This window comes from Mycetocola sp. Y171, from assembly GCF_056713165.1.
This window is the reverse complement of the sequence record NZ_JBWYGX010000002.1, coordinates 770702-794586: the sequence shown is the minus strand read 5'-3', so window position 1 is coordinate 794586 and position 23885 is coordinate 770702. Positions and strand designations below refer to the sequence as shown.

Sequence of the window (23885 nt, the reverse complement as noted above, 5' to 3'; positions counted from 1 at the left end):
TCCTCTGGCGATGTCTTCTGGGACCATAGCGGCGGTCAGGACCGCAGCACAACACCCCCATCCGTCGATCACCATGCGGTGATCGAGGAGGAGAAGAGAGCCCTCGCAGATCGGAACGAAGCGAAACACAGGGGGCAGAATGGGGGCACGATGTTTCCTGACCGGCCCGCGGCTCCCCGGCATCCCAGTGTTTATATGGTGGGGCGTGCGGGACTTGAACCCGCGACCGACGGATTATGAGTCCGCTGCTCTAACCAGCTGAGCTAACGCCCCCGGCGGTGTCTAGTCGTCTGACACCTGGATGGGAATCGCCTCGGTGACGGGATCCGTCACCGGTTCCCCACGATACATGCTCTCGAAGATGGCCAGCGTGCGCTGGATGTCGTGCGCCTTGATCATGTGCAGGGATTCGCGCTTCATCGCCGTGAGTTTCTCGGGTGACGCGGTGAGGACATCCGTCAGGCGCGCGGCCAGCTCGTCGACGTTGCCCGGCTCGAAGAGGTAACCATTGGCGTTGTCGTGCACGAGGTGAGGAAGCGCCATGGCGTTCGCCGCGACGACGGGCAAAGCGGATGCCATGGCTTCCATGGTCACGATGCTCTGCAGTTCGGCGATCGACGGCATCGCGAGAAGCGTTGCGCGCGTGTATGTGGAGCGGAGCTCCTCATCGCTGACGTAGCCGGTGAAGGTGACACGATCGCCGAGCCCGAGTTGCACCGCGAGGTGCTCCAGGTTGCGCTTCTGGTCCCCTCCGCCGACGATCTCCAGCTTTGCGTCCAGGGACGGGTCGAGCTTTGCGAATGCCTTGATCAGCACATCGATCTGCTTCTCACCGGTCACACGACCGACGAACAAGATCCGGTTCTCGGTGCGCGGTTCGAAGTTCGGCGTGTACATGTGCGCGTCGATGCCGCACGAGATCGCGTGCACGTCGGTGAGGCCGGTGTACTTCTCGAGGAAGTCGGCAGCGCGGCGGGTCGGCGTCGTGACGACCTCGGCGAGTCCCAGATTTCCCCGGGCGAGCTTCCAGGCCCAGCGGACGACACCTTCGCGGAAGCCCTCGGGAAGAAGGGTGAACTCGAGGGCGTTCTCGGGCATGAGGTGGTTCGTGGCGATGATCCGGATGCCCCGCTTCGTGGCCTCGTTGGACAAGCCCCGGCCGACGATCAGGTACGACTGCGAGTGAATCACGTCTGGCTTCACCGCATCGATGATGCGCGCCGAATTGCGGTTGATCGCCCACGGCAGGGCGAATCGCAGCCAGTCGTGCGGGTACCAGCGCCAGCTCTTGAGACGGTGCACCGTCATCTGCTGGCCTTCGTGCGTCTCGGTCCACGTACCCCGCTTGCGCGAAGCTGCTGGAGCGACGACGTGCACCTCGTGCCCGCGTGCCACCATGCCTGCGGCCAGTCGTTCTGCGAAGCGAGCTGCCCCGTTCACATCCGGGGAGAAGGTGTCGGCTCCGATGAGGATACGCAACGGACGCTTCCCTGCGGGCGGGGTGGTGTTCGAACCGGTGCTGGTCGAATTGAGTGAGTCTGGCAAGATGGGGGTTTTCCTCCGTCATCGGCCGGAGCGGAGGCTACCGACCACATCCCTCGGCTGATGGCCTCCCGGGATCGATCGATCCATTCTACGGGTCACCGGCTCCGTGATTGCGAACCCGAACGGCGAGCCTGCTGGCGGCGTGTCTGGACCGAGCCAGTCACAACACCTGCGGGTGGTGACGAGCGAGCTGGAACACGCCCCAGACGGCGAGGGCTCCGGCCACGGCGAATCCGATCATCGCCCAGAGCGGCGCGCCGCTGGCCTCGTCGAGGACGACGATACCGATCGCAACGGCCACCATCGGGTCGACGACGGTGAGACCGGCGATCACCAGATCAGGAGGTCCGGATGAATATGCCGTCTGGACGAAGTACGCCCCGATTCCCGTGGCAGCGAGAAGCGCGACGACACACAACATCGTGAGCCAGTCGAAGTTCTCGTTGATGATCCTGTTGATGACGACCTTGGCGAGTGTCGCCACGAAACCGTAGATGATGCCAGCCGCGAGGATGAAGAACAGGGCCTTCGACCGCTTGCGGAAGAAAACGAAGCCCAGGCCGAACAGGATGAGGACGACGCCGAGCATGATGAGAATCGTCAGCAGGTCCTGGTCGGTGACGGGCTTCTCCCCCGCGACGAGAGCCGCGATGGTGACGAACAGGCCGACACCGCCGACACAGGCGGTGATGGCTATCACAGACGGTCGGTTGAGCTTCACCTTGTGGATTCGCGCGTTGAGGATCGAGGTGATCACGAGTGCGATGGCACCGAGCGGCTGCACGATGATCAGCGGCGACCAGACGAGTGCCGTGAGCTGGAACGCGATGGCGAACGCGAGCATCAGCGAGCCCAACACCCACGACGGCCGAGCGAGCAGCAGCTTCAGTTGCGCGAGGCTCAGCCCGCTGCGGGCATCGACACCGCTGGTCGCCTCCACTTTGGTGACGCCACGGTGCTGGAACTGCGCGCCGAGCGACAGGAATACCGCACCGACGATGGCGAGCGGGATGCCGATCAGCTGGCTGGGATTGCGAACAAACTCCGCCGTCAGGTCGCCGAAGTCGTTGCTCGCAAAGATCACCATGCGAGCCTACAACGGGCACGTCTTGGTTAGGCTCAGCAAATGGCCATTCTCCCTATTCGCATCGCGGGCGACCCGGTGTTGCACTCCCCAGCCGACCCGGTGACGGACTTCGACGACTCCCTTCGCCAGCTCGTCTCAGACATGTTCGAGACGATGGATGCCGCGCCCGGCGTGGGGCTCGCAGCCCCGCAGGTCGGCGTGCCGCTCCGCGTCTTCGTCTACGGCTACGACACCGATGAGCACGGTCCCTGGCGTGGCGTGGTGATCAACCCCGAACTCTGGATCACTCCTCCCCCCGCAGGTGAACCCGACGAAGAGCTGGAATCCGAAGGATGCCTGTCGTTCCCCGGCGAGCGATTCCCGCTCCGCAGGGCCGACGAGGCGCTCGTCACGGGGGTCGACCTCGACCAGAACCCGGTCGAGCTCCGCGTCGACGGCTGGCGCGCCCGAATTCTGCAGCACGAATATGACCACCTCGACGGCTATCTCTACGTCGACCGGCTGGGCCGTCACGACCGCAAGATCGTGCAGAAGGTCACCCGCAAGATGGGCTGGGGTGTGCCAGGGGTGAGCTGGATGCCCGGCGAAGACGATCTCGACGGCTGAACCAGGAGGGCAAAAGAAAAGACCACAGGGGTGGAGCCCTTGTGGTCTTCTCAGCTCCTCGACTTGGACTCGAACCAAGAACCTACCGGTTAACAGCCGATTGCTCTGCCAATTGAGCTATCGAGGATTACTTGTTGCGCATTTACTTTACCAAAGGAATTGCAGACTCCAAATCGAGGGCGGGATTCGCCTCAATCGACGTCTGCGTGAACCCGGTGATCGGATTCTGAGAGCCCCACGAGGAACGGATGCTCCCCTCCGGCGAGCAGGTCGTCGATCGGCGCCAGTCCAACGATCCGGCCCTGGTGGAGAGCTGCGACGCGCCGAGTGGTGTGCCGCAGCAAGGGCAGATCGTGGCTGACGAGCACCGCAGAAAAGCTTCCCTCTGCACGCAGCCGGGCGACGAGTTCGTTGATCGAGCTGCGCACGGTCACGTCGATCCCGGCTGTCGGTTCATCCGCCACCCACAGCTGGGGTCCGAGCACGAGGGACCGGGCGATGGCCACACGCTGGCGTTGCCCGCTCGACAACTCGAACGGATATTTCTCGAGCACGGCAAGCGGCAGCTGAACGGCATCGAGCATCGTCGCCACCCGCAGGCCGACCGCCTTGCGGTTGTAGTGCTTGTCACGCTGGAGGATCGGCTGCGCGATCACCTCGGCCACGGTGAGCTCGGGCGCGAGCCGTGAGGCGGCATCCTGAGGCAGGTAGGCGACATCGAACGTCAGCCGGCTGAGCTCCCTGCGACGGATGCCTCTGAGCCGGTGGCCGAGGACCGTCGCGTCGCCGCCGACGATCACCGGGGCGGCATCGGAACCCTTCGGAGCGATCAGGTCGCCGGCGAGCACCCGAGCGAGCGTCGATTTGCCCGAACCCGATTCACCGATGACACCGAGGACCTCATCCGACGCGATGTCGAGCGTGACCCCGTCGATCGCCCGATGGACAGGGCTGGGCCGGCGCGCCGGGTACTCGATGGCCAGGTCGTCGATACGGACGCCTGAACCTGCGGTTCCCGAAGCAGTCATGGCTCCATCCTGCCCTAAACGAGGCACAGAGCCGCCAGCACGCGCCGGTCACCCTTCGCGGAGCCTCCGCCGTTCCACTTCGAGGGCCATGAGCTCGCCCTGCAGCGCGCGGTAGCTCTCCCTCTCCTTGGGGTCGATCCGCTGCAGTCGCCCGAGCATGTCGTGGGACTGGCGCAGCAGGTCACGATCGATCAATGCGACGGTGATCTCCCGGACGTAGCTCGTCAGGTCACGCTCGGCGCGTTCCGGGATCGGAGCGACCGCGAGCTGTTGCACCAGGCTGGCCATCGGCGTCGGCACGGTCTCGGTCACGGTGGCGAACCAGCCGGGAGTGCCGAAGCTGTCGAGGGTGGCGGCGATCGCATCGCGGACGACGGCGAGAGTCGCGTTTCCGAACCCGGTGAGCACGGCTCTCTGGACGAGCTCACGACCGGCGAGGTCGGGATGCTGGAGGATCGCCATCAGAGCGTCCCGTTCGAGGCGCGTGGTCGGGTCCCCTGGGAGGTCGCGGAGCGATGCGGGGCGTTCCACCGGTGGTTCATCGGCGGCTGCGGCCGAGTTCCGGGTCGCAGTTGCGCGGTTCGCTCCCTTGCTCGCCCTGGTGATCGCTCCCTGCACCTCACCGAGGTCCATTCCGAGATGGCGTGCGAGAACGCGGGTGTATCCGGGGCGCAGGGACGGGTCCCTGATGTCGGCGATGACGGGAGCGGATGCCTTGAGCGCCCCCACGCGGCCTTCGACGGTCTCGAGGTCATATGCGGCGAGGGTCTGCCGGATGACGAACTCGAACATCGGCTCCTTCGTGTCGATGAGCCGTCGAACGGCGTCGTCTCCACGGTTGAGGCGCAGGTCGCACGGGTCGAGGCCGTCGGGGGCGACGGCGACATAGGTCTGGGCGGAGAAGCGCTGCTCTTCGGCGAACGCACGCATCGCGGCCTTCTGGCCGGCGGCATCCGGGTCGAACGTGAAGATGACCTCGCCCTTGGCACTGTCATCCCCCATCACCCGGCGCAAGGTCTTGATGTGGTCGACGCCGAACGACGTGCCACAGGTCGCGACGGCCGTTGTCACTCCGGCGAGGTGGCAGGCCATGACGTCGGTGTAGCCCTCGACGACGACCACACGACCACTGCGGGAGACATCGCGCTTGGCGAGGTCGAGCCCGTACAGCACCTGGGCCTTGTGGTAGACGGCGGTTTCAGGGGTGTTGAGGTACTTGGGTCCCTTGTCATCCTCAAGAAGCTTGCGCGCGCCGAAGCCGACGGTCTGGCCGGTGACATCGCGGATGGGCCAGATCAGGCGGCCGCGGAACCGGTCGTACACTCCCCTGTCTCCCTGGGAGACGAGTCCTGACGCCGTGATCTCCTCGACGCTGAATCCCTTGCCCCTGAGAAAACCGGTCAGGGCGTCCCAGCTCTTCGGCGCGAAACCGACGCCAAACCGCTCAGCCGCGAACTGGTCGAATCCTCGTTCGCCGAGGAATCGCCGACCCGGGTCCGCGCCGGGCGTGCCGAGCTGTTCCTGGAAGAACGTCGCAGCTGCCGCATTGGCGGCGAGCAGCCTGGCGCGATTGCCGTGGTCTGATGCGCCCTCGCCGTCTTCGTAGGTGAGCTGGAAGCCCGCTCGCGCTGCCAGCCGCTCGACGGCATCCGTGAAGGTGACGTGGTCCATCTTCTGGAGGAAGGAGATGGCGTCTCCCGATTCACCGCAGCCAAAGCAGTGGTAGAAACCGAGCTGGGGACGCACGTGGAAGCTCGGGCTGCGCTCGTCGTGGAAGGGGCAGAGGCCTTTCAACGAGCCGACTCCTGCCGACTTCAGGCTGACGAAATCGCCGACGATATCGGCGATGTTCGTGCGTGACTTGACCTCGTCTATGTCGCTTGAGCGAATGCGGCCGGCCATCATCCCATCCTATCGAGGATCGCCATCCCGGGTGCCCTCCCCACAGGGAGGGGATGCCGCCTACACCCGCAGCGTGAGCCGCTCGTGCCAGGCGAGTGCGGACTGGTCGGTGAGGCTCGCGACCTGGTCGACCACGACACGCTTGCGGGCCGCGTCATCGGGTGCGTCGGCCCAGTCGTCGGCAAAGCTGCGGTCGAGCGAGTCGGGGCCTGCCTGGAACAGCCCGTCTGCCAGGTCGGTGAGGATGTCACGCTGCTGGCGATAGATGGGCTGGCGGGCATCACTCGCCATCACGAACGCGGCGACCACGCCTTTGAGCACGGCGATCTCGGCCTGGACGTCGTGCGGCACGATCACGCTGGCGCCGAACCGGATCAGGCTGGATTCCGGGTAGGCCTCGCGGGTGGCCTGGGTCGCCGACTGGGAGAAGTGGCCGATCATCTGGCTGGTGAAGTTCTTGAGCTTGCCGAGGTCGCGCCGTGAAGCATCCCAGCCGGTCATCCACACGTCGTACCCGGCAAGCCGGTCGAACGCGGCAGCCATGTCGTCGATCGTGAAGCTGTCCCCCGCCCACGCCTGCACGGCGCTGATCAGGGAACTGTGGCCGGCGCGGGCGCTGAGGAATGCCGGGTCGATGTACTCGTTGACGATGGCGTCTTCGAAGTCGTGCACCGAATACGCGATGTCGTCGGAGAGGTCCATCACCTCGGCTTCGATACAGCGCTGCCGCTCAGGGGCGTCAGCACGGAGCCAGACGAACGCGTCGCTGTCTTCGTCGAAGAAGCCGAACTTGGCGCGCCCGCCCGGATCGTGAACGGCCTGCGCCGCCGGCCAGGGGTACTTGCAGCTCGCGTCGAGGCTCGCCCTGGTGAGGTTCAGCCCGTACGATCGGCCGTCGGTGCCGAAGACCTTCGGTTCGAGCCTGGTGAGGATGCGGAGGGTCTGCGCGTTGCCTTCGAACCCGCCGATGTCCTCGGCCCAGCTGTTGAGCGCCTTCTCCCCGTTGTGACCGAACGGCGGGTGCCCGAGGTCATGGGCGAGGCAGGCGGTGTCGACGACATCCGGTTCGAGGCCGAGACTTGTGGCGAGCTCCCGGCCGACCTGTGCGACCTCGAGCGAGTGGGTGAGCCTGTTGCGGGCGAAGTCGAGGCCGGCCGTCGGGCTGAGCACCTGGGTCTTGGCGGCGAGACGGCGGAGGGCGCTCGAGTGCAGCAGTCGGGCGCGGTCGCGGGCGAAGTCGGTGCGGCGGGACGAGTGCTGTTCGGGCAGGGCACGCTCGTTGTCATGCTCCGAGTAGACGCCGCTATCCGCCACTGGTGTCCGCTTCCGTCTCGGTGAGTGTGCCGCGTTCGGCCGTGCCGAGCGTGCGGGAGTCGAGCCAGCCGTCAGGCAGCACGGTGCGCTTCGGTGAACCAGCACGGCCGCGCTGGCCCTCTGCCGCTTCTCCCGGGTACGCCTCGTCCCAGTCCAGGGTGCCGAGCAGGTCGTCGAGCTGGGCGAGCGACTCGACGGTGGCCAGGCGTGCGCGCAGGTCTCCGCCGACCGGGTACCCCTTGAAGTACCAGGCGACGTGCTTGCGGATGTCACGGCATCCGCGCTCTTCGCTCTCGAAGAATTCGGCGAGAAGTTCGGCGTGCCTGCGGAACGTCGTGGCGACCTGGCCGAGCGATGGGGTGAAGCGTGTTTCCGAGCCGGTGAACGCGGCGGCGAGGTCTCCGAACAGCCAGGGTCGGCCGAGGCAGCCTCGGCCGACGACGACGCCGTCGCAGCCGGTCTCGCTCATCATCCGGAGGGCGTCCTCGCCTGACCAGATGTCGCCGTTGCCGAGCACCGGGACGCTCGTCACCGTCTCTTTGAGCTTGGTGATCGCCGACCAGTCGGCGTGGCCGGAGTAGAACTCAGAGGCGGTACGCGCATGGAGGGCGATGCTGGCGACGCCAGCGCCTTCTGCTGCCTTACCCGCTTCGAGGTAGGTGAGGTGATCCTGGTCGATGCCCTTGCGCATCTTCACCGTGAGCGGGATGTCGCCTGCCGCTTTCACCGCGCCCTCGACGATGTCGCGGAACAGGTCCTGCTTCCACGGCAGCGCCGAGCCGCCACCCTTGCGGGTGACCTTGGGCACAGGGCAGCCGAAGTTCAGGTCGATGTGGTCGGCGCGATCTTCGGCGACGAGAATCGTGACGGCTTCTGACACCGTCTTCGGGTCGACGCCGTAGAGCTGGATGCTGCGGGTCGTCTCCGACTCGTGGTGCGTGATCAGCCGCATCGTCTCCTTGTTGCGCTCGACGAGCGCGCGAGAGGTGATCATTTCGCTCACATAGAGTCCGACGCCGAACTCGCGGCAGAGCCGGCGGAAGGCGGTGTTGGTGATCCCGGCCATGGGCGCGAGAACGACCGGTACGTCGAGCTCGAGCGAGCCGATCGACAGTGCCGGGGCGTGGCTTATCGTTGGGATGGCAGACATGTCCTTCAATTCTCCCAGAAAGCTGGCGAAATCATGACCGAGCAGGGCTCAGGCGGTGGACTCGACCGGATGCAGGCTGATGCCGCGTCCCGCGGACTCCAGGTCGAGGTCGTTCCCCGGCCCGCTGCGTCGAGTCTCGAGGAGGCGGCCGGCATGCTCGGCATCGAGCCCCGCGAGATCGTGAAGACCCTCGTGGTGAAGCGCCACGACGGCGACTTCCTCTTCGCGCTCGTGCCAGGTGGCCGGAAGATCTCGTGGGCGAAGCTGCGCGGTCTCGTCGGTGTGAACAAGCTGTCTCTGCCTCCTGCGGATGCCGCTCTCGCGGCGACCGGGTACGGTCGCGGCACGATCACCCCCCTCGGCAGCACCACGGCCTGGCCGGTGTACGTCGATGAGTCGGTGACAGGATGCCGCGTCGCCATGGGTGCAGGCGAACACGGCTACAGTGCCTTCGTCGACATCGACGCGCTCGTCGGGGCCTACGGCGCGACGGTGGCCGACATCACAGACCCCGAGTAAAGGCCTTCTCGACGGCAGCGGTGACCTCAGCGAGGGAAGGAATCGCGCAGGCGTCGCCTTCGCAGGTGACGGCATCCGTCGCGCCGAGCAGGGTGAGTGGCTGGCGGGTGTGCTTGTCGGTCATGATCGTGCTCCTACTCGTTCGTTCCAGACCTGGTCGAGGACGCCGGCGAAGGTCTCTGCCTCCTGGGCGCCCGATACGCCGTATTTTCCGTCGATGACGAAGAACGGCACGCCCTGAATGCCGTACTCCTGGCCGAGCGCCTGGTCTGCGCGGACGGCGGCAAGGTACTCGTCGGCCTCGAGGGCGCGGACGACGTCATCGCGGTCGAGTCCGATCTCGGCGGCGAGGTCGGCGAGATCCGCCACGCGGCCGACGTGTTTTCCTTCGGTGAAGTACGCCTTGAGCAGACGTTCCTTCGCCTCGATCTGCTTGCCGTGCGCCTTCGCGTAGTGGAGCAGCTGGTGCGCCTTCACCGTGTTGGTGTGCTTGAGCGTGTCGAAGTTGTAGTCGAGCCCGGTTTCGCCGGCGATACCAGAGACGCGGTCCAGCATCTGGGTGACCTGCTCGGCAGGCAGTCCCTTGTGGGTGGCCAGGAAGTCGATCTCGCTGCCGTCGAAGTCGACGGGGGTATCTGGGGAGAGTTCGTAGCTGTGGTACTCGATGACGACGTCAGGTGCGTCTTCGCCGGTCTTGCGGGCGAACGCCGCCGCACCGTTCTCGAACTTGCGCTTGCCGATGTAGCACCAGGGGCACGCGATGTCTGACCAGATGTCGATTTTGATGGATTCACTCACGATGGGTGAAACGTGCGCCACCGCTCAGTATTCCCCCGCATGCATGGAACTTCCGATGGATGTCCTGGCGTTCATCCGCCGCGTGTGACGGGTCTCGTGGCCGAAAGCCGGCATTCGTGACGGATGAATCGCCGTCGCGGCAGCGTCAGGCGGTACCGGGCTTGTCGACCGCCCCGCCGAAGCGCCTGTCGCGGTCGATGTAGAGGCCGATGGCCTCCCACAGGTCCTCCCGGGAGAAGTCCGGCCATAGGGTGTCGAGAAACACCATCTCGGCATATGCGCTCTGCCAGAGCAGGAAGTTGCTTGTTCGCTGCTCCCCCGAACTGCGCACGAACAGGTCGACGTCAGGAAGTTCAGGCGTGTACAGGTGCCGCTGGATCGACTTCTCGGTGATCCCCGACGGCTTCAGCGTGCCCGCCTTCACTTCCTCGGCGAGCTGCCGGACGGCATCCGTGATCTCCGTCCGACCGCCGTAGTTCACGCACATGGTGAGCGTGAGGGTGTCGTTCCCAGCAGTGAGCTTCTCGGCGAACTGCAGTTCCTTGATGACGGATGCCCACAGTCGCGGTTTGCGGCCGGCCCACCGCACGCGCACGCCCCACTCATTGAGCTGGTCGCGCCTGCGGTGCAGCACGTCGCGGTTGAACCCCATGAGGAACCGGACCTCATCGGGCGACCTGCGCCAGTTCTCGGTCGAGAAGGCGTACACGGAGAGGTGCTTCACGCCGATCTGGATAGCGCCTGCGACGACGTCGAGCAGCGCGGACTCCCCCGCCCGGTGTCCTTCGACCCGCGGCAGCCCCTTGCGGTTCGCCCAGCGGCCGTTGCCGTCCATCACGATCGCGACGTGCTCAGGAACGGAGCCGGCGGGCACCTGTGGCGGGTGGATGCCTGTCCAGTCCAGTGGGCGGTACTCGACGGCGTCTCGGTGGGTGAATGGCTTCGGGGTCAACTGTCTGCTCGCTCTCGGGAGACGTGGACGAGGGATTTCAGGCCGCGTTCCAGGTGCCACTGCGTGTAGGCGGCTGCGACCCCGCTGGCACGGGAGCGGGTGTCGTCGTCTGACGCGTCCGCGTGCTCCCAGTCCCCGGTGAGAAGAGCAGACAGCAGCGAGATGGTCTGGGTGTCGAGCCGAGGGCTCCCCGGCGGCGCACACTGGTCGCAGACGACGCCGCCGAGCTGAACCACCGCGTGGCTGTGCGGCCCGGGGGCCTGGCATCGCGCGCAGTCGAAGAAGCTCGGCGCCCACCCCGCGAGCGACAGGGCGCGCAGCAGATAGGAGTCCAGGATCAGGGTCGAGTCGTGGTCGTGACGGGACAGCGACCGAAGAGCACCGACGAGCAGTAGGTACTGCTGGAGCGAACCCTCGGACTCGGTGAGCTTGTCTGCGGTCTCCACCATCACCGTCGCGGCGGTGTAGCTGTTGTAGTCGGCGGCGATCAGGGCACCGTACGAGGCAAGCGTCTCCGCCTGGTTGATCACGTCGAGCGACCTGCCTTCGTAGAGCTGCAGATCCGCCACCATGAACGGCTCGAGTCGGGCTCCGAACTTAGAGCCGGTGCGGCGCACCCCTTTCGCGACGGCGCGGACCTTGCCGTGCTGGCGCGTGAGCAGCGTCACGATCCGGTCGGCTTCGCCCAGCTTGTGGGTGCGCAGCACGACGGCTTCATCACGGTAAACGGGCACAGTCCAGTATCCCGCGCTTATCGTGACGAAGCCGACGCCTCGCCTAGACCTGTGCCAGCGTGCGGTCCCCCGTTGTCGTCCGGATCGCCCGGTTGACGGCGGAGACGACGGCCTTGAGGGATGCCGTCGAGATGTCGGCATCGATCCCGACGCCCCAGAGTCGACGGTCGCCGACCTGCAGTTCCACATACGCTGCGGCCTGCGCGTCGCCGCTCGCACTGAGGGCGTGCTCGACGTAGTCGTACAGGGTCACCTCGATGCCACGCTCGCGCAGCACACTGAGGAATGCCGCGATCGGGCCGTTTCCGGTGGCGGTAGCCTCTGTCACCTCTTCACCGTCGCGAAGGTCGACGGTCAGTTCCACCGAACCGGCCAGACGGCTGGAGGTGCGGGTCGCCTGCAATTCGAACCTGCCCCACTTCTCCGACTCGGTCTCTGACGGCAGATACTCGTCCTGGAAGACTCCCCAGATGGCGTCGCTCGTGAACTCGCCGCCCAGCTCGTCCGTCTTCGCCTGGACCACCCCGGAGAACTCGATCTGGAGCTTCCGTGGCAGGTCGATGGCGTGGTCGGCCTTGAGCAGGTACGCGACCCCGCCCTTGCCGGACTGGGAGTTCACCCGGATGACAGCTTCGTAGCTGCGACCGAGGTCCTTCGGGTCGACCGGCAGGTACGGAACGGCCCAGTGCAGGTCGTCGACGTCCTTGCCCTGCGCTGCGGCATCCGCGGCCATGGCCTCGAAGCCCTTCTTGATGGCGTCCTGGTGCGATCCGCTGAACGCGGTGAAGACCAGGTCGCCTGCCCAGGGGCTGCGCTCGTGCACGGACAACTGGTTGCAGTATTCGGCCGTGCGCTTAATCTCGTCGACGTCGCTGAAGTCGATCTGCGGGTCGATCCCCTGCGTGAACAGGTTGATGCCGAGGGCGACGAGGTCGACGTTGCCCGTGCGTTCGCCGTTCCCGAACAGGCAGCCCTCGATTCGGTCGGCGCCGGCCATGTACCCCAGCTCGGCTGCCGCGACGGCGGTGCCCCTGTCGTTGTGCGGGTGAAGCGAGATGATCACGTTCTCACGGTTGTTGAGGTGCCGCGACATCCACTCGATCGAGTCGGCGTAGACGTTCGGCGTCGCCATTTCGACGGTGGACGGGAGGTTGATGATGACCTTGCGCTCCGGCGTCGGCTCGAACACCTCGAGCACCTGGTTGCACACGTCGACGGCGTACTCGAGCTCGGTCCCGGTGTAGCTCTCGGGTGAGTACTCGTAGTACACGGTGGTCTCGGGGATGAGTTTCTCCATCTCACGGCAGACGCGAGCGCCGTGGAGGGCGATGTCGATGATGCCCTGTTTGTCCGACCGGAAGACGACCTCACGCTGCAGCACGCTCGTCGAGTTGTACAGGTGCACGATGGCCTGCTTCGCTCCGACGATGGACTCGTAGGTGCGCTTGATCAGGTGGTCCCTGGCCTGCGTCAGCACCTGGATGGTGACGTCGTCCGGGATCGCGTTCTCTTCGATGAGGCTGCGCACGAAATCGAAATCGGTCTGGCTCGCGCTCGGGAAGCCGACCTCGATCTCCTTGTATCCGATCCGGACGAGCAGGTCGAACATGATCCTCTTGCGCTCGGGGCTCATCGGGTCGATGAGAGCCTGGTTGCCGTCACGGAGGTCGACGGCGCACCAGCGCGGCGCCTCGGTGATGCGCTTGGTCGGCCAGGTACGGTCGGGCAGGTCGACGGTGATCTGCTCGTGGTACGGGCGGTACTTGTGAATCGGCATCGCCGACGCAGTCTGGTTGTTTCTCATTGTTCTATTCTCCTCGCGTGTGTGGAAAGCCAACGACAAACCCCGCGACGAGAGGGCTTAGAAGGAAGCCTCGTCGCGGCAGCTAAGGAGCAGAGCGCCAAACAACACAGAAACAGGCTAACACCGATTAGCCTGCCCCTGTGTCGAATGGGTGCACTCTGTTATCTCAATGTGCGTTTTTCGACAGAAATGCTCTATTCGTCAGTCGATCGCGAGAGCAGCGACGGGCGAGATGCGAGTCGCGCGGCGCGACGGAGCGATCGAAGCGGCCATCGACAAAACAGCAGCAGCGACGATCGCGAGCACGATCACGAGCCACGGCACCGATGGCAGGGCGAATTCCCCTCCGAGGATCGACCCGAGAAGCGACATCGCGCCCGCCCAGCCATAGACCACTCCGAGCACCAGCCCGAATCCAACGGCGGCAACACTCATCTGGATGCTCTCGGCGAGGATCATCCGCCGGATCTGTGCGCGTGTGAACCCGAGGGCCCGGAGCAGCCCGAGCTCGCGGGTGCGCTGCAGCACGCTGAGCGACAGGTTGTTGACCATGCCGACAGCGGCGATGACGGCCGAGAAGCCGAAGAGGATCGCGAACACCGTGATCGTCAGGGCGAGGATCTGATCCGAGTCGCCGTAGTCGGCGGGATAGGCTTCCCTGCTCCGGTTGATGATGTCGACATAGCTCTGAGCGGCCACCGCGAACATCGTCACCAGGGTGACCCCGATGACGAGACCGATCGTCGCCCTCGTGCTGCGCGCCGGGTTCCGAACGGCGTTCGCCGCGGCGATCCGTGCCGCGGGACCTGTGCCGAGCATCCGCCCGACCAGACGGAGGATAGGCGGCATGAAGAACGGGGCGCCGAGCACGATCCCACTGAACGACAGGATGCCTCCCACCAGGCCGACGAGCACCCCGAGCATGCTGACCTGGCCGAGCAGCACTCCCCCGGCGAGGAGCACGGCGCCGATCCCGATCAGCGTGAACGCGGTGGCGTTCCTCACCGTCCTGGATGCCGTCTCCTCCTGGGACGGTTCGACGGCGGCCGCTCCGGCCTGGATCGGGGTGACGTCGAGGATCCGCCGCGATCCGACCCAGCTGGCGAGCCAGGTCACCAGCACGACGGCGACGACGGGAGCGGCAAGCTGCACCGAGAAGATCTCGTACGAGGACGCGGGAATGGTCCCGGTGGCGACGCCGACATTCAGCGCGATCGACGCGATGAGGCTGGCCACGCCCAGGCCGAGGACCGATCCGACGACTCCGACGAGCAGGCCGTCGATGGCAACCGTCCTGCGGAGCGTTCCCGCGCTGGCTCCGATCAGGCGGTACAGGGCGATCACCCGGGTCCGACCGGCGATCACGGTTCCGACGGTGTTCGCCGTGACGACTCCCCCGACGTAGACCGCGATGGCAAAGAACACGACGGCGACGAGACTCAGAGCGACCTGCACCGATTCCTTTTCGCCGATGTCGTCGCCGGCGATGAGGGTCGTGAGCACAGACGTGCCCTGCAGCAGCAGGACGCCGAACGTGCTCGAGAGCATCGTGACGAGGATCGACGCGGTGTAGTCCCGCAGGCGCATCCTCATGACGCGCGGTCCATGGCGAGCATGAACCCGGAGATCTGCTCGGGAGTCGAACGGTCGAGTTCATGGACCACCCGGCCGTCGGCAAGGATCAGCGTACGGTCGGCGTAGCTGGCGGCGACCGGGTCGTGGGTCACCATTGCGATGGACTGGCCGAAACGGCTGCACGCGTCAGCGAGCAGCCCGAGCACCTCGCGGCCGGTACGCGAATCGAGGTTGCCAGTGGGCTCATCGGCGAAGACGAGATCGGGCCGTGTGGCGAGTGCCCTGGCGATCGCGACACGCTGCTGCTGGCCACCGCTCAGTTCGTGCGGCCGGTGGGTGAGCCGGTCGGTCAGGCCGAGAGCATCGCAGAGGGTGTTGACCCAGCCCTGCTCATCGAGCGTCGGCGTGCGACCGTCGAGTTCGAACGGGAGCAGGATGTTGTCCCGTGCGGTGAGCGTCGGAACGAGGTTGAACGACTGGAAGACGAAACCGATCCGGCGTCGGCGAAGTTTGGTCAGCGCAGTGTCGTCGAGCCGCGTGATCTCGGTGTCGCCAAGCCAGGCCTCGCCCGACGTCGGCTGGTCGAGGCCTGCCATCACGTGCATGAGCGTGGACTTACCGGATCCGGACGGGCCCATGATGGCGGTGAACTGACCGCGGCGGATCCCGATGGACACGTCCGCGAGCGCGACGACCGCACCCTGACCGACACCGAAGCTCTTGCTGACGTGGACGACACGGGCAGCGAGGCCTATGTCCGTTGGAGTGATTTTCATGGTTCCACGTTAGGAACTCCGGGTCACGTGCCGCGTCGCCCGCGAGGGTGAACCGCTATCATCCTGCCGGATGATCCCCTGCGGCAAGTCCGTGTTCATACGCGAAGATCACGAGCTGAACCCGGTCACGGAGTCCGAGCTTGCCGAGCACGCGTGAGATGTGTGTCTTGACCGTTGCCTCGCTGAGGTACTCCTGGGCCGCGATCTCTGAGTTGCTCATGCCCCTCGCGGCGAACGCGAAGATCCCGCGCTCCCGGCTGGTCAGGGTGGCGAACTCCTCTGGGATGACGGGCGTACTCGCGGGGGCGCCGAAGTGAGCGAACAGGGCATGGGTTGCGCCCGGTGCGATCACGGCGTTCCCGGCGTGGACCGTGCGGATGGCGGCGAGAAGGAACTCCGGCTGCGTGTCCTTCAGGAGGAACCCGCTGGCGCCCTTCCGAAGGGCGGATGCCGCCCCCTCGTCGAGGTCGAACGTGGTGAGGACGATGATGCGCGGCGCCGGCCGGCCTGCCGCATCCGCGGCGTCGAGGATGGCGATGGTGGACGCGATGCCATCCATCACGGGCATCCTCACATCCATGAGGATCACGTCGGGCCGCACGGACTCCGCAAGCGCGAACCCGGCACGCCCGTCGCCCGCTTCGCCGGCGAACTCCAGGTCCGGCTGTGAGTCGATGAGCATCCGGATGCCCGCTCGGAACAGCTGCTGGTCGTCGACGAGCGCGACGCGGATCCGGTCCGTGGTCATCGGAAACCTCCCTGAACGATGGCTGACGGCACCGGGACGAAGGCGGTGACGAGGAACCGGCCGGCCGCGGTACGTTCGGCGGTGAGGTAGCCGCCGACGAGGGCGGCTCGTTCGCGCATGCCCGGTATCCCGTGGCCGAGTGGATCGCTGGCAGGCACAGTCGCAGCGAGGTTCTCGACCCGCACGGTGACCCCCGCGTCCCGCCAGGAGACATCGACGAACACGGTCTCGTTCTGGGCGCCGTGCCGGAGTGCGTTCGTCAGCGCTTCCTGGAGGATGCGGTAGACGGCGATCTGATGGCCGACCGGGAGCGCCTGTTCGGTTCCTGAGACCGAGCGCTGAAGGTGAAGACCTGCGCCGCTCATCTGTTCGAACAGGGCGTCGAGATCGGTGAGGAGAGGCTGGGGTCCCTCTCCCTGCCTGTGGCGCAGCTCGGCGAGCAGGAGTCTGACGTCACCGAGAGCGCTTCTTGCGGTGTCGGCGATCGTGGCGAGCGTTCCGTCCATGGCGACCGGATCGCCTTTCTGCGCGTACCGGGCTCCGTCCGCCTGCGCGATGACGACGGCAAGGGAGTGGGCCACGACATCGTGCATGTCGCGCGCGATCCGGTTACGTTCCTGCTCGATCACGACGGCCTGCTCGGCCTGGCGCTGGTCCTGCTGCGCCTGATAGCGCCGCGCCCCTTCCTCCCGTGCCTCACGGGAGGTGCGAACGAGAAGGCCGATCGTCCAGGACAGTCCGAGGACGAAGATGGCGGCGATCGATCCGACGAGCGACGTGAAGACGACTTGCGGCATGCTGCCGATCACGAAGGGATCTGACTGGCCATAGAGGGTGAGGGTCGTGTACACGGCCGCAATGGCGCCACCGGCGACCGCGGACACGAGGCCGGCCCACTTCACCACCGGCCCGCCATATCTGCCGGTGGCGTAGAGAACGGCGAGGATGGCGATGTTCGACGGAACCGCCTGCATCCCGCTGCTGAGCTGGACGAGAACGGTGAGCCACGCCACGCCGAGGGCAGGCCCAGGACCCAGACGGCGAAGCGCGAGGGCAAGAGTCATGCCGAGAACGACGAAGACGGCGCTGATCCCGTCGACACGGCCGATTTCCGTCGGAATCAGCACCAGGCCGAAGACACCCGCGACGACGATGTCGATGGTGACCTGGAACGGCGTGAGGCGGCGGAACATGATTCAACGCTAGTTCGTCGTTCGGCCGCCGGCCCCGGATTCGGCGCTTATCGGCCGAAGATCATCCTCCCGATGTACGGCTAGAACCCGAGCCGGCCGAGCAGCTTCGGGTCGCGCTGCCAGTCCTTTGCCACTTTGACCCGGATCGAGAGGTAGACCTGCTTGCCGACGAGCTTCTCGATCGGGATCCGCGCCTGCTGGCCGACGTCGCGCAGGCGTGAGCCGCCCTTGCCGATGATGATGGCCTTCTGGCTGTCGCGCTCCACGAAGATGTTCGCATAGATGTCGAGGATGTCTTTGTCCTCGCGCTCGATCATGTCGTCGATGGTGACCGCGATGGAGTGCGGCAGCTCGTCGTGCACACCTTCGAGGGACGCTTCACGGATGTACTCGGAAATGCGATCCTCAAGGACCTCGTCCGTGACGGCATCCGACGGGTACAGCGGTTCAGACGTCGGCATCAGGGCGATGAGCTCGCGGACGAGGATGTCGAGTTGGATGCTGCTCGTCGCGGAGACGGGGATGATGAGGTCCCAGTCGCGCAGCTCCTGCACCTCGGCGAGCTGTTCGGCGGTCGCCGGCCGCGGCGCCGCATCGATCTTCGTGACGATGGCGACCTTCTTCGCCCGCGGGTAGTGGTCGAGCTGTTCGTTGATGAACTTGTCGCCCGGGCCGATCTTCTCGTTGGCCGGGATGCAGAGACCGATCACATCGACGTCGCTCAGTGTCGACTGCACCAGGTCGTTGAGCCGTTCGCCGAGGAGCGTACGGGGGCGGTGGATGCCGGGGGTGTCGACGATGATCAGCTGCCCGGTCTCCTCGTGGACGATGCCGCGGATCGCCTTGCGGGTTGTCTGCGGCTTGGAGCTCGTGATGGCGACCTTCTGGCCGACGAGCGCGTTGGTCAGCGTGGATTTGCCCACGTTGGGGCGGCCGACGAACGAGACGAAACCAGCGCGGTAGCCGCTGTCAGGCAACACCTCCGGCTCCGGCTGCTGCGGCTCGGTACGGCTGTGTTCCTCGGTTGGTTCGGTGTTCTGATCGTCATTCGTCATGACTACTCCTCTATCGATTCAAATGATCTCTGCACGTCGCGCAAGGCCGCGCTCCGCGTCACGATCACGGTGCTCACCCGTTTTCGCCTGCCCTCGGTGCGTTCGGCGGTGAGCAGCAGGCCATCGGTCTCGGCGACGGAGCCGGAGACCGGCAACCGCCCGAGAACCTTGGTGAGCAGTCCGCCGACGGTGTCGACCTCGTCGTCGTCGAGTTCGAGGTCGAACAATTCGCCGAGCTCATCGACGGGGAGCCGCGCACTCACCCGGTACCTGTCGCCATCGAGCTTCTCGACATCGGGCGAATCCGTGTCGTACTCGTCGGAGATCTCGCCGACGAGTTCTTCGAGCAGGTCCTCGAGGGTGACGAGACCGGCGATGCCACCATATTCGTCGACGACCATGGCGAGGTGGTTGGATTCGAGCTGCATCTGCTGCAGCAGCGAGTCGGCCTTCTTCGACTCGGGCACGAACAGCGCAGGGCGGGCCAGTGACCGCACGCTGACGCTGTTGGCCGCAGCGTCGCCTTCATGGATGAGCCGGACGACATCCTTCAGGTAGAGGATGCCGGCGACCTCGTCGACTTCACCGTCGGTGACCGGGATGCGGGAAACACCGGTGCGGAGGAACAGGCTCATCGCCTGTTGCACGGTGACCCCGGCATCGACGGTGACCATGTCGGTGCGCGGAATCATCACTTCACGCACGACGGTCTCGTTGAACTCGAAGATCGAGTGGATGAGCTCCCTGTCGTCTTCTTCGAGCACGGCGAGCTCCGTGGCTTCGTCGACCATGTTGAGCAGTTGCTCTTCAGACGAGAAGGATGCTTCGCGGGCGACGCCGGGCGTGACCCTGTTGCCGAAGGCCACAAGTGCGTTCGCCAGCGGACCGAGCAAGAGCCGGACCGCCCGGATGGTCGGAGCGGTGACCCGAAGGATCGCATCGGCGTGCGTCCGGCCGAAGCTCCGCGGGCTCGCCCCGACGAGCACGAACGACACAGCGGTCATGATCAGCGCTGCGAGCAGCAGGACGAGCCACGGGGAATCGATCGTGAAGGCAAGGGCGAGCGTCACGAGGACGGCCGCCGTCGTCTCCGCGAGCACCCTGATGAAATTGATCGCGTTCAGGTGGGCGCCGGGGTCATCGGCGATCGCGAGGAGAGAGCGCGGCCGACGGGACGTCTCGGCCAGTTCGACCAGGCCCGCCCGAGACGTGACGCCGATGGCGGCGTCGACAGCGGCCATCAAACCGCCGAACGCGACGAGGAGCAGCGCGATGCCGATGAACCAGTAGAGGATCATCAGCGGGCGGCACGCTCCTGCACGGAGAAGCCCAGCAGGATGTCGCGCTGGATGCCGAACATCTCACGTTCCTCGGCCGGCTCGGCGTGGTCGAACCCGAGGAGGTGCAGGATGCCGTGGGTCGTGAGCAGCAGGAGTTCCTGCAGGGTGGAGTGGCCCGCGGTCTCGGCCTGGCCCTCAGCGACCTGGGGGCACAGCACGATGTCTCCGAGCAGCCCGGCCGGTGTCGGGGTGTCCTCGGTGCCAGGGCGGAGTTCGTCCATCGGGAAGCTCAGGACGTCGGTAGGGCCTGGTTCGTCCATCCACTGCACGTGAAGCTGTTCCATGGCGGCCTCATCGACAAGCACGATGTTGAGGTCGGCTTCCTGGCTCACGTGCATGGCGCCGAGCGCGTAGTCCGCGAGGCGAAGCAGCGCGGCCTCATCGACGGGGATGGTCGACTCGTTGTTGATTTCGATGCTCATGAACTCTTGCCCCTTCTGGGCATCCGGTCGCGGGGCGATGCGCCCCGGCGCTCGGCGCGGTTGGCGAACTCCTGGGCCTGGCCGCGCTCGAACCGTTCGGCCTGCTTGACCGCGTCGTATTCGCTGTAGGCGTCGACGATCTTCGCCACGAGGGTGTGGCGGACGACGTCGTCGCTGGTCAGGCGCGAGAAGTGGATGTCGTCGACATCGGAGAGCACTCGCGTCACCAGGCGGAGGCCGGATGATCCGGCCGGCAGGTCGATCTGGGTGATGTCGCCCGTGACGACGATCTTTGATCCGAAACCCAGCCGGGTCAGGAACATCTTCATCTGCTCCGGAGACGTGTTCTGGGCTTCGTCGAGGACGATGAAGGCATTGTTGAGCGTGCGTCCACGCATGTAGGCGAGGGGCGCGACCTCGACGGTTCCTGCGGCGAGGAGTTTGGGAACCAGTTCGGGATCCATCATCTCGTTGAGAGCGTCGAACAACGGGCGCAGGTACGGGTCGATCTTGTCGGTCAGCGTCCCGGGCAGAAAACCGAGCCGTTCGCCGGCTTCGACGGCGGGGCGGGTGAGGATGATCCGCTCCACCTCCTTGCGCTGGAGAGCCTGCACCGCTTTCGCCATGGCCAGGTAGGTCTTCCCTGTTCCGGCAGGGCCGATGCCGAACACGACGGTGTTCTCATCGATGGCGTCGACGTATTCCTTCTGGCCGAGTGTCTTGGGCCGGATGCTCTTCCCGCGCGAAGTGAGGATCGCCTGGCCGAGGAGGTCGGACGGTTTGCCACCGTCTTCGAGGATCCTGGCGGACGAACGTACTTCGACCGGTTCGAGGTCCTGTCCCTGCTTGACCATGTCGATCAACTCCGCGATGAGGTTGTGGGCGGCGCGCACCTGTGCGGCATCACCGGTGAGAGTGATGTCGTTGCCCCGGACGTGCAGCGAGACGGCCGGGTACTGCGTTTCGATCGTCGTGAGCAGCCGGTCCTGTGCGCCGAGCAGCCGGACCATGGCCACTCCGTCGACGTGGAGCTTCGCTTCGGCGTGATCGGGCTGCACCACCGGATCGCTCACGGGGAGAATCGGGTCATTCGTTTCCGGCACTGGAATCCTCTCCGAGGTTGCCGATGAGCACGTGCGCGTGCACGTGGAAAACGGTCTGGCCGGCGCGTTCGCCGGTATTGAACACGAGGCGGAACTCGCCGCCGTGCGCGTCCGCGAGTTCCTGGGCGAAGGCGACGAGCTCGGCCAGGAGTGCAGGGTCACCCGCTGCGAGGGCAGCGACGTTGGCATACTGCTCGGTCTTCGGCACCACCAGGATGTGGACGGGAGCCTTCGGGGCGATGTCGTTGAACGCGATCAGCCGGTCGGTCTCGCCCACGATCGTCGCGGGGATCTCGCGCGCGATGATGCGGGTGAAGATGCTGGGTTCGGTTCTCGACATGGTCCTATCCTACGAAGCTCTGGCGATCGGTGGGCGGCTGCGCGGGTTCACCAGCGGCCAAGGGAGACATTGAGGACGGCGAGTGCGGCCGGTCCGGCTGAGGAGGTCCTCAGCACGGTGTCCCCGAGTCGCACCCGGACGGCGCCAGCGGCGGTGAGAGCGTCGAGTTCGGAGTCACTGATCCCGCCCTCCGGCCCGACGACCAGCAGCAGATCACTGTCGTCTGCGTCGGCAGGGAGGTCGCTCAAGCGATCGGTGGCGGTCGGGTCGAGGAGAACGACTCTGGAGGTCGCTGCGAGCACCTTCAGGTCTGCGGTCGAGGCGATCGGGAGCACCGGGGGAACGAACCAGCGGATCGACTGCTTCGACGCTTCCCGCACGATGGTCTCCCAACGCGCCCGGCCCTTCTCTTTCTTGGCTCCCTCCCAGCGTGAGACACTCCGCGATGCCGCCCACGGGATGATCGCCGAGACGCCGAGTTCGGTAGCCGCCTGGATGGCGAGTTCGTCGCGGTCGCCCTTGGCGAGTGCCTGGACCAGCACGAGGCGGGGCGCTGGCTCTGCCCGCTCCTCCACATCGGTGACGCGGACGGCGACAGCACCGGGCTCGATCGACTCGATGATCCCTGTAGCGACGAGTCCGCGACCGTTGCCGATGCGGATCCCGTCGCCGACCCGAGACCGGTTCACGGTCACGGCATGCTTCGCCTCTGCGCCGCCGAGCTCGATGAGCGCACCGACCGTGGTCTCACCGAGGTCCTCGCGCAGGTACAGGCTGCTCATGTCAGCCGAGGAACCGGTCGCGCAGCTTGGAGAAGAGGCCCTGCTGGAAGGATCCGAGCTGGGTGCCCTTCTGGTCACGGCCGGCGGCGAACGTCTTGATGAGTTCCCGTTCGCGGTGGTCGAGCCGTGTCGGTGTGAGGACCTGGACGCCGATGCGCAGGTCGCCTCGACCGTTGCCGCGCAGCTTGGTGACTCCGCGGCCCTTGACCGTCAGGACCTCTGAACTCTGGACGCCCGGCTTGAGTTCGACGTCCACGTCCCCGTCGAGCGCGTGGATGGTCGTGGTGACGCCGAGAATGGCATCCGTCATCGGGACCTCGAGGGTGCAGAGCAGGTCGTCGCCGTTACGGCTGAACCGCTCGTCGCTGCGGACCTTGATCTCGAGGTAGAGGTCACCGTGCGGTCCACCGGCAGGCCCGATCTCGCCGCTGCCCGGCATCTGCAGGCGAAGTCCGGTGTCCACCCCGGCCGGGATGTCGACGGGGACAGTCCTGCGGTCGCGCACACGGCCCTGGCCCTGGCAGGTGACGCACGGGTTGGGGATGACCGTACCGTGGCCGCGGCAGGTGCCGCACGGCGTGGAGGTCATGACGTTCCCGAGAAGGGAGCGCACCGCCCGCTGGATCGAGCCGGTGCCTCGGCAGATGTCGCAGGTGATCGGCGACGTGCCCGGCTGGCAGCATGACCCCTGGCAGGTCTCGCAGAGCACTGCGGTATCGACCTCGAGGTCGCGGTGGGTGCCGAAGATCACCTCGGCGAGGTCGACCTCGACACGGAGCAGCGCATCCTGGCCACGTTCGCGCCGGGATTTCGGCCCGCGTTGCTGCTGTCCGCCGAAGAAGGTGTCGAAGATGTCGCCGAAACCGCCGAAACCGGCGCCACCCATTCCACCTGAGCCACCCATGTCGTACTGCTGACGCTGCTTGGCGTCGCTGAGCACGTCGTACGCGTGCGTCACTTCCTTGAACCGCTCGGATGCTTCAGCGCCCGGATTGACGTCGGGGTGCAGTTCCCGTGCCAGTCGGCGGTACGCCTTCTTGATCTCGTCGGTCGTCGCTTCGCGGGACACTCCGAGAACTTCGTAATGGTCAGCCACTCAAGGCCTTTCGTCG

24 protein-coding genes and 2 tRNA genes are annotated in these 23885 nt (G+C 66.0%); 2 read left to right on the top strand and 24 right to left on the bottom strand.

All coding sequences use genetic code 11. The annotated features are described in order from the left end of the window. Window positions 1–196 precede the first annotated feature (196 nt). The 3 genes from AC1M2K_RS13495 to AC1M2K_RS13485 all read right to left on the bottom strand — a co-directional run bounded on the left by AC1M2K_RS13495 (window position 197) and on the right by AC1M2K_RS13485 (window position 2632). Window positions 197–273, bottom strand: a tRNA-Ile gene (locus AC1M2K_RS13495). A 9-nt stretch (window positions 274–282) separates the two neighbouring features. Continuing rightward, window positions 283–1545: a glycosyltransferase gene (locus AC1M2K_RS13490; RefSeq protein WP_480241363.1), complete on the bottom strand. Its 1263-nt coding sequence runs from the start codon at window positions 1543–1545 to the stop codon at window positions 283–285. 160 nt (window positions 1546–1705) lie between these two features. Continuing rightward, window positions 1706–2632, bottom strand: coding sequence for a DMT family transporter (locus AC1M2K_RS13485; RefSeq protein ID WP_480241362.1), 927 nt, complete (start codon window positions 2630–2632; stop codon window positions 1706–1708). Window positions 2633–2671: 39 nt separating this feature from the next. Between AC1M2K_RS13485 and def the strand changes: the two genes are divergently transcribed. Further along, entirely contained in the window at window positions 2672–3238 is a 567-nt protein-coding gene (gene def / locus AC1M2K_RS13480; RefSeq protein WP_480241361.1) for a peptide deformylase, read from the top strand. 54 nt (window positions 3239–3292) lie between these two features. On the opposite strand, the gene AC1M2K_RS13475 is transcribed toward def, so the two are convergent. The 5 genes from AC1M2K_RS13475 to dusB form a co-directional block, all read right to left on the bottom strand. Then, a tRNA-Asn gene (locus AC1M2K_RS13475) sits at window positions 3293–3365 on the bottom strand. Between the two features lie 64 nt (window positions 3366–3429). Then, window positions 3430–4266, bottom strand: a complete 837-nt coding sequence (locus tag AC1M2K_RS13470; protein ID WP_480241360.1) for an ATP-binding cassette domain-containing protein — start codon at window positions 4264–4266, stop codon at window positions 3430–3432. Window positions 4267–4314: 48 nt separating this feature from the next. Beyond that, a complete protein-coding gene (gene dnaG, locus AC1M2K_RS13465; protein WP_480241359.1) occupies window positions 4315–6168 on the bottom strand; it encodes a DNA primase in 1854 nt (617 codons plus the stop codon). 60 nt (window positions 6169–6228) lie between these two features. Next, entirely contained in the window at window positions 6229–7482 is a 1254-nt protein-coding gene (locus AC1M2K_RS13460) for a deoxyguanosinetriphosphate triphosphohydrolase (RefSeq protein ID WP_480241358.1), read from the bottom strand. Beyond that, window positions 7472–8632: a tRNA dihydrouridine synthase DusB gene (gene dusB / locus AC1M2K_RS13455; RefSeq protein WP_480241357.1), complete on the bottom strand. Its 1161-nt coding sequence runs from the start codon at window positions 8630–8632 to the stop codon at window positions 7472–7474. The genes AC1M2K_RS13460 and dusB overlap by 11 nt, the downstream gene beginning before the upstream one ends. A gap of 33 nt (window positions 8633–8665) precedes the next feature. Here dusB and AC1M2K_RS13450 point away from each other — a divergent pair, with 33 nt between their 5' ends. After that, on the top strand, window positions 8666–9151 hold the full coding sequence (locus AC1M2K_RS13450) for an aminoacyl-tRNA deacylase (protein ID WP_480241356.1): 486 nt from the start codon (window positions 8666–8668) through the stop codon (window positions 9149–9151). Here the strand turns inward: AC1M2K_RS13450 and AC1M2K_RS13445 are convergent. The 16 genes from AC1M2K_RS13445 to dnaJ form a co-directional block, all read right to left on the bottom strand. Then, window positions 9135–9275 carry a hypothetical protein gene (locus tag AC1M2K_RS13445; protein WP_480236646.1) on the bottom strand — a complete coding sequence of 47 codons (141 nt, stop codon included), beginning with the start codon at window positions 9273–9275 and terminating at the stop codon, window positions 9135–9137. The genes AC1M2K_RS13450 and AC1M2K_RS13445 overlap by 17 nt on opposite strands. After that, on the bottom strand, window positions 9272–9949 hold the full coding sequence (locus AC1M2K_RS13440; RefSeq protein ID WP_480241355.1) for a DsbA family oxidoreductase: 678 nt from the start codon (window positions 9947–9949) through the stop codon (window positions 9272–9274). The genes AC1M2K_RS13445 and AC1M2K_RS13440 overlap by 4 nt, the downstream gene beginning before the upstream one ends. A gap of 145 nt (window positions 9950–10094) precedes the next feature. Next, window positions 10095–10901 (bottom strand): isoprenyl transferase, encoded by an 807-nt coding sequence (locus tag AC1M2K_RS13435; protein WP_480236648.1) that lies wholly within the window; start codon window positions 10899–10901, stop codon window positions 10095–10097. Then, entirely contained in the window at window positions 10898–11635 is a 738-nt protein-coding gene (gene recO / locus AC1M2K_RS13430; RefSeq protein ID WP_480236649.1) for a DNA repair protein RecO, read from the bottom strand. Before recO ends, AC1M2K_RS13435 begins: the two co-directional genes overlap by 4 nt. Window positions 11636–11678: 43 nt before the next feature. Further along, entirely contained in the window at window positions 11679–13439 is a 1761-nt protein-coding gene (gene leuA, locus AC1M2K_RS13425) for a 2-isopropylmalate synthase (RefSeq protein ID WP_480241354.1), read from the bottom strand. A 201-nt stretch (window positions 13440–13640) separates the two neighbouring features. Further along, window positions 13641–15032 (bottom strand): ABC transporter permease, encoded by a 1392-nt coding sequence (locus AC1M2K_RS13420; protein WP_480241353.1) that lies wholly within the window; start codon window positions 15030–15032, stop codon window positions 13641–13643. Continuing rightward, window positions 15029–15790: an ABC transporter ATP-binding protein gene (locus tag AC1M2K_RS13415; protein ID WP_480241352.1), complete on the bottom strand. Its 762-nt coding sequence runs from the start codon at window positions 15788–15790 to the stop codon at window positions 15029–15031. The genes AC1M2K_RS13420 and AC1M2K_RS13415 overlap by 4 nt, the downstream gene beginning before the upstream one ends. Before the next feature lie 58 nt (window positions 15791–15848). Further along, a complete protein-coding gene (locus AC1M2K_RS13410; RefSeq protein WP_480236653.1) occupies window positions 15849–16538 on the bottom strand; it encodes a response regulator in 690 nt (229 codons plus the stop codon). Next, on the bottom strand, window positions 16535–17731 hold the full coding sequence (locus tag AC1M2K_RS13405; RefSeq protein ID WP_480236654.1) for a sensor histidine kinase: 1197 nt from the start codon (window positions 17729–17731) through the stop codon (window positions 16535–16537). Before AC1M2K_RS13405 ends, AC1M2K_RS13410 begins: the two co-directional genes overlap by 4 nt. An 80-nt stretch (window positions 17732–17811) precedes the next feature. Further along, complete coding sequence (gene era / locus AC1M2K_RS13400; protein ID WP_480241351.1) at window positions 17812–18786, bottom strand: GTPase Era; 975 nt, start codon at window positions 18784–18786, stop codon at window positions 17812–17814. A 2-nt stretch (window positions 18787–18788) separates the two neighbouring features. Further along, window positions 18789–20084, bottom strand: coding sequence for a hemolysin family protein (locus tag AC1M2K_RS13395; RefSeq protein ID WP_480241350.1), 1296 nt, complete (start codon window positions 20082–20084; stop codon window positions 18789–18791). Then, window positions 20084–20548 (bottom strand): rRNA maturation RNase YbeY, encoded by a 465-nt coding sequence (ybeY, locus tag AC1M2K_RS13390; RefSeq protein WP_480236657.1) that lies wholly within the window; start codon window positions 20546–20548, stop codon window positions 20084–20086. Before ybeY ends, AC1M2K_RS13395 begins: the two co-directional genes overlap by 1 nt. After that, window positions 20545–21558 carry a PhoH family protein gene (locus tag AC1M2K_RS13385; protein ID WP_480241741.1) on the bottom strand — a complete coding sequence of 338 codons (1014 nt, stop codon included), beginning with the start codon at window positions 21556–21558 and terminating at the stop codon, window positions 20545–20547. Before AC1M2K_RS13385 ends, ybeY begins: the two co-directional genes overlap by 4 nt. Window positions 21559–21634: 76 nt before the next feature. Then, a complete protein-coding gene (locus tag AC1M2K_RS13380; RefSeq protein WP_480236658.1) occupies window positions 21635–21991 on the bottom strand; it encodes a histidine triad nucleotide-binding protein in 357 nt (118 codons plus the stop codon). A gap of 47 nt (window positions 21992–22038) precedes the next feature. Further along, on the bottom strand, window positions 22039–22773 hold the full coding sequence (locus tag AC1M2K_RS13375; protein WP_480241349.1) for a 16S rRNA (uracil(1498)-N(3))-methyltransferase: 735 nt from the start codon (window positions 22771–22773) through the stop codon (window positions 22039–22041). A 1-nt stretch (window position 22774) separates the two neighbouring features. After that, a complete protein-coding gene (gene dnaJ, locus AC1M2K_RS13370; protein ID WP_480236660.1) occupies window positions 22775–23869 on the bottom strand; it encodes a molecular chaperone DnaJ in 1095 nt (364 codons plus the stop codon). Window positions 23870–23885: the final 16 nt, after the last annotated feature.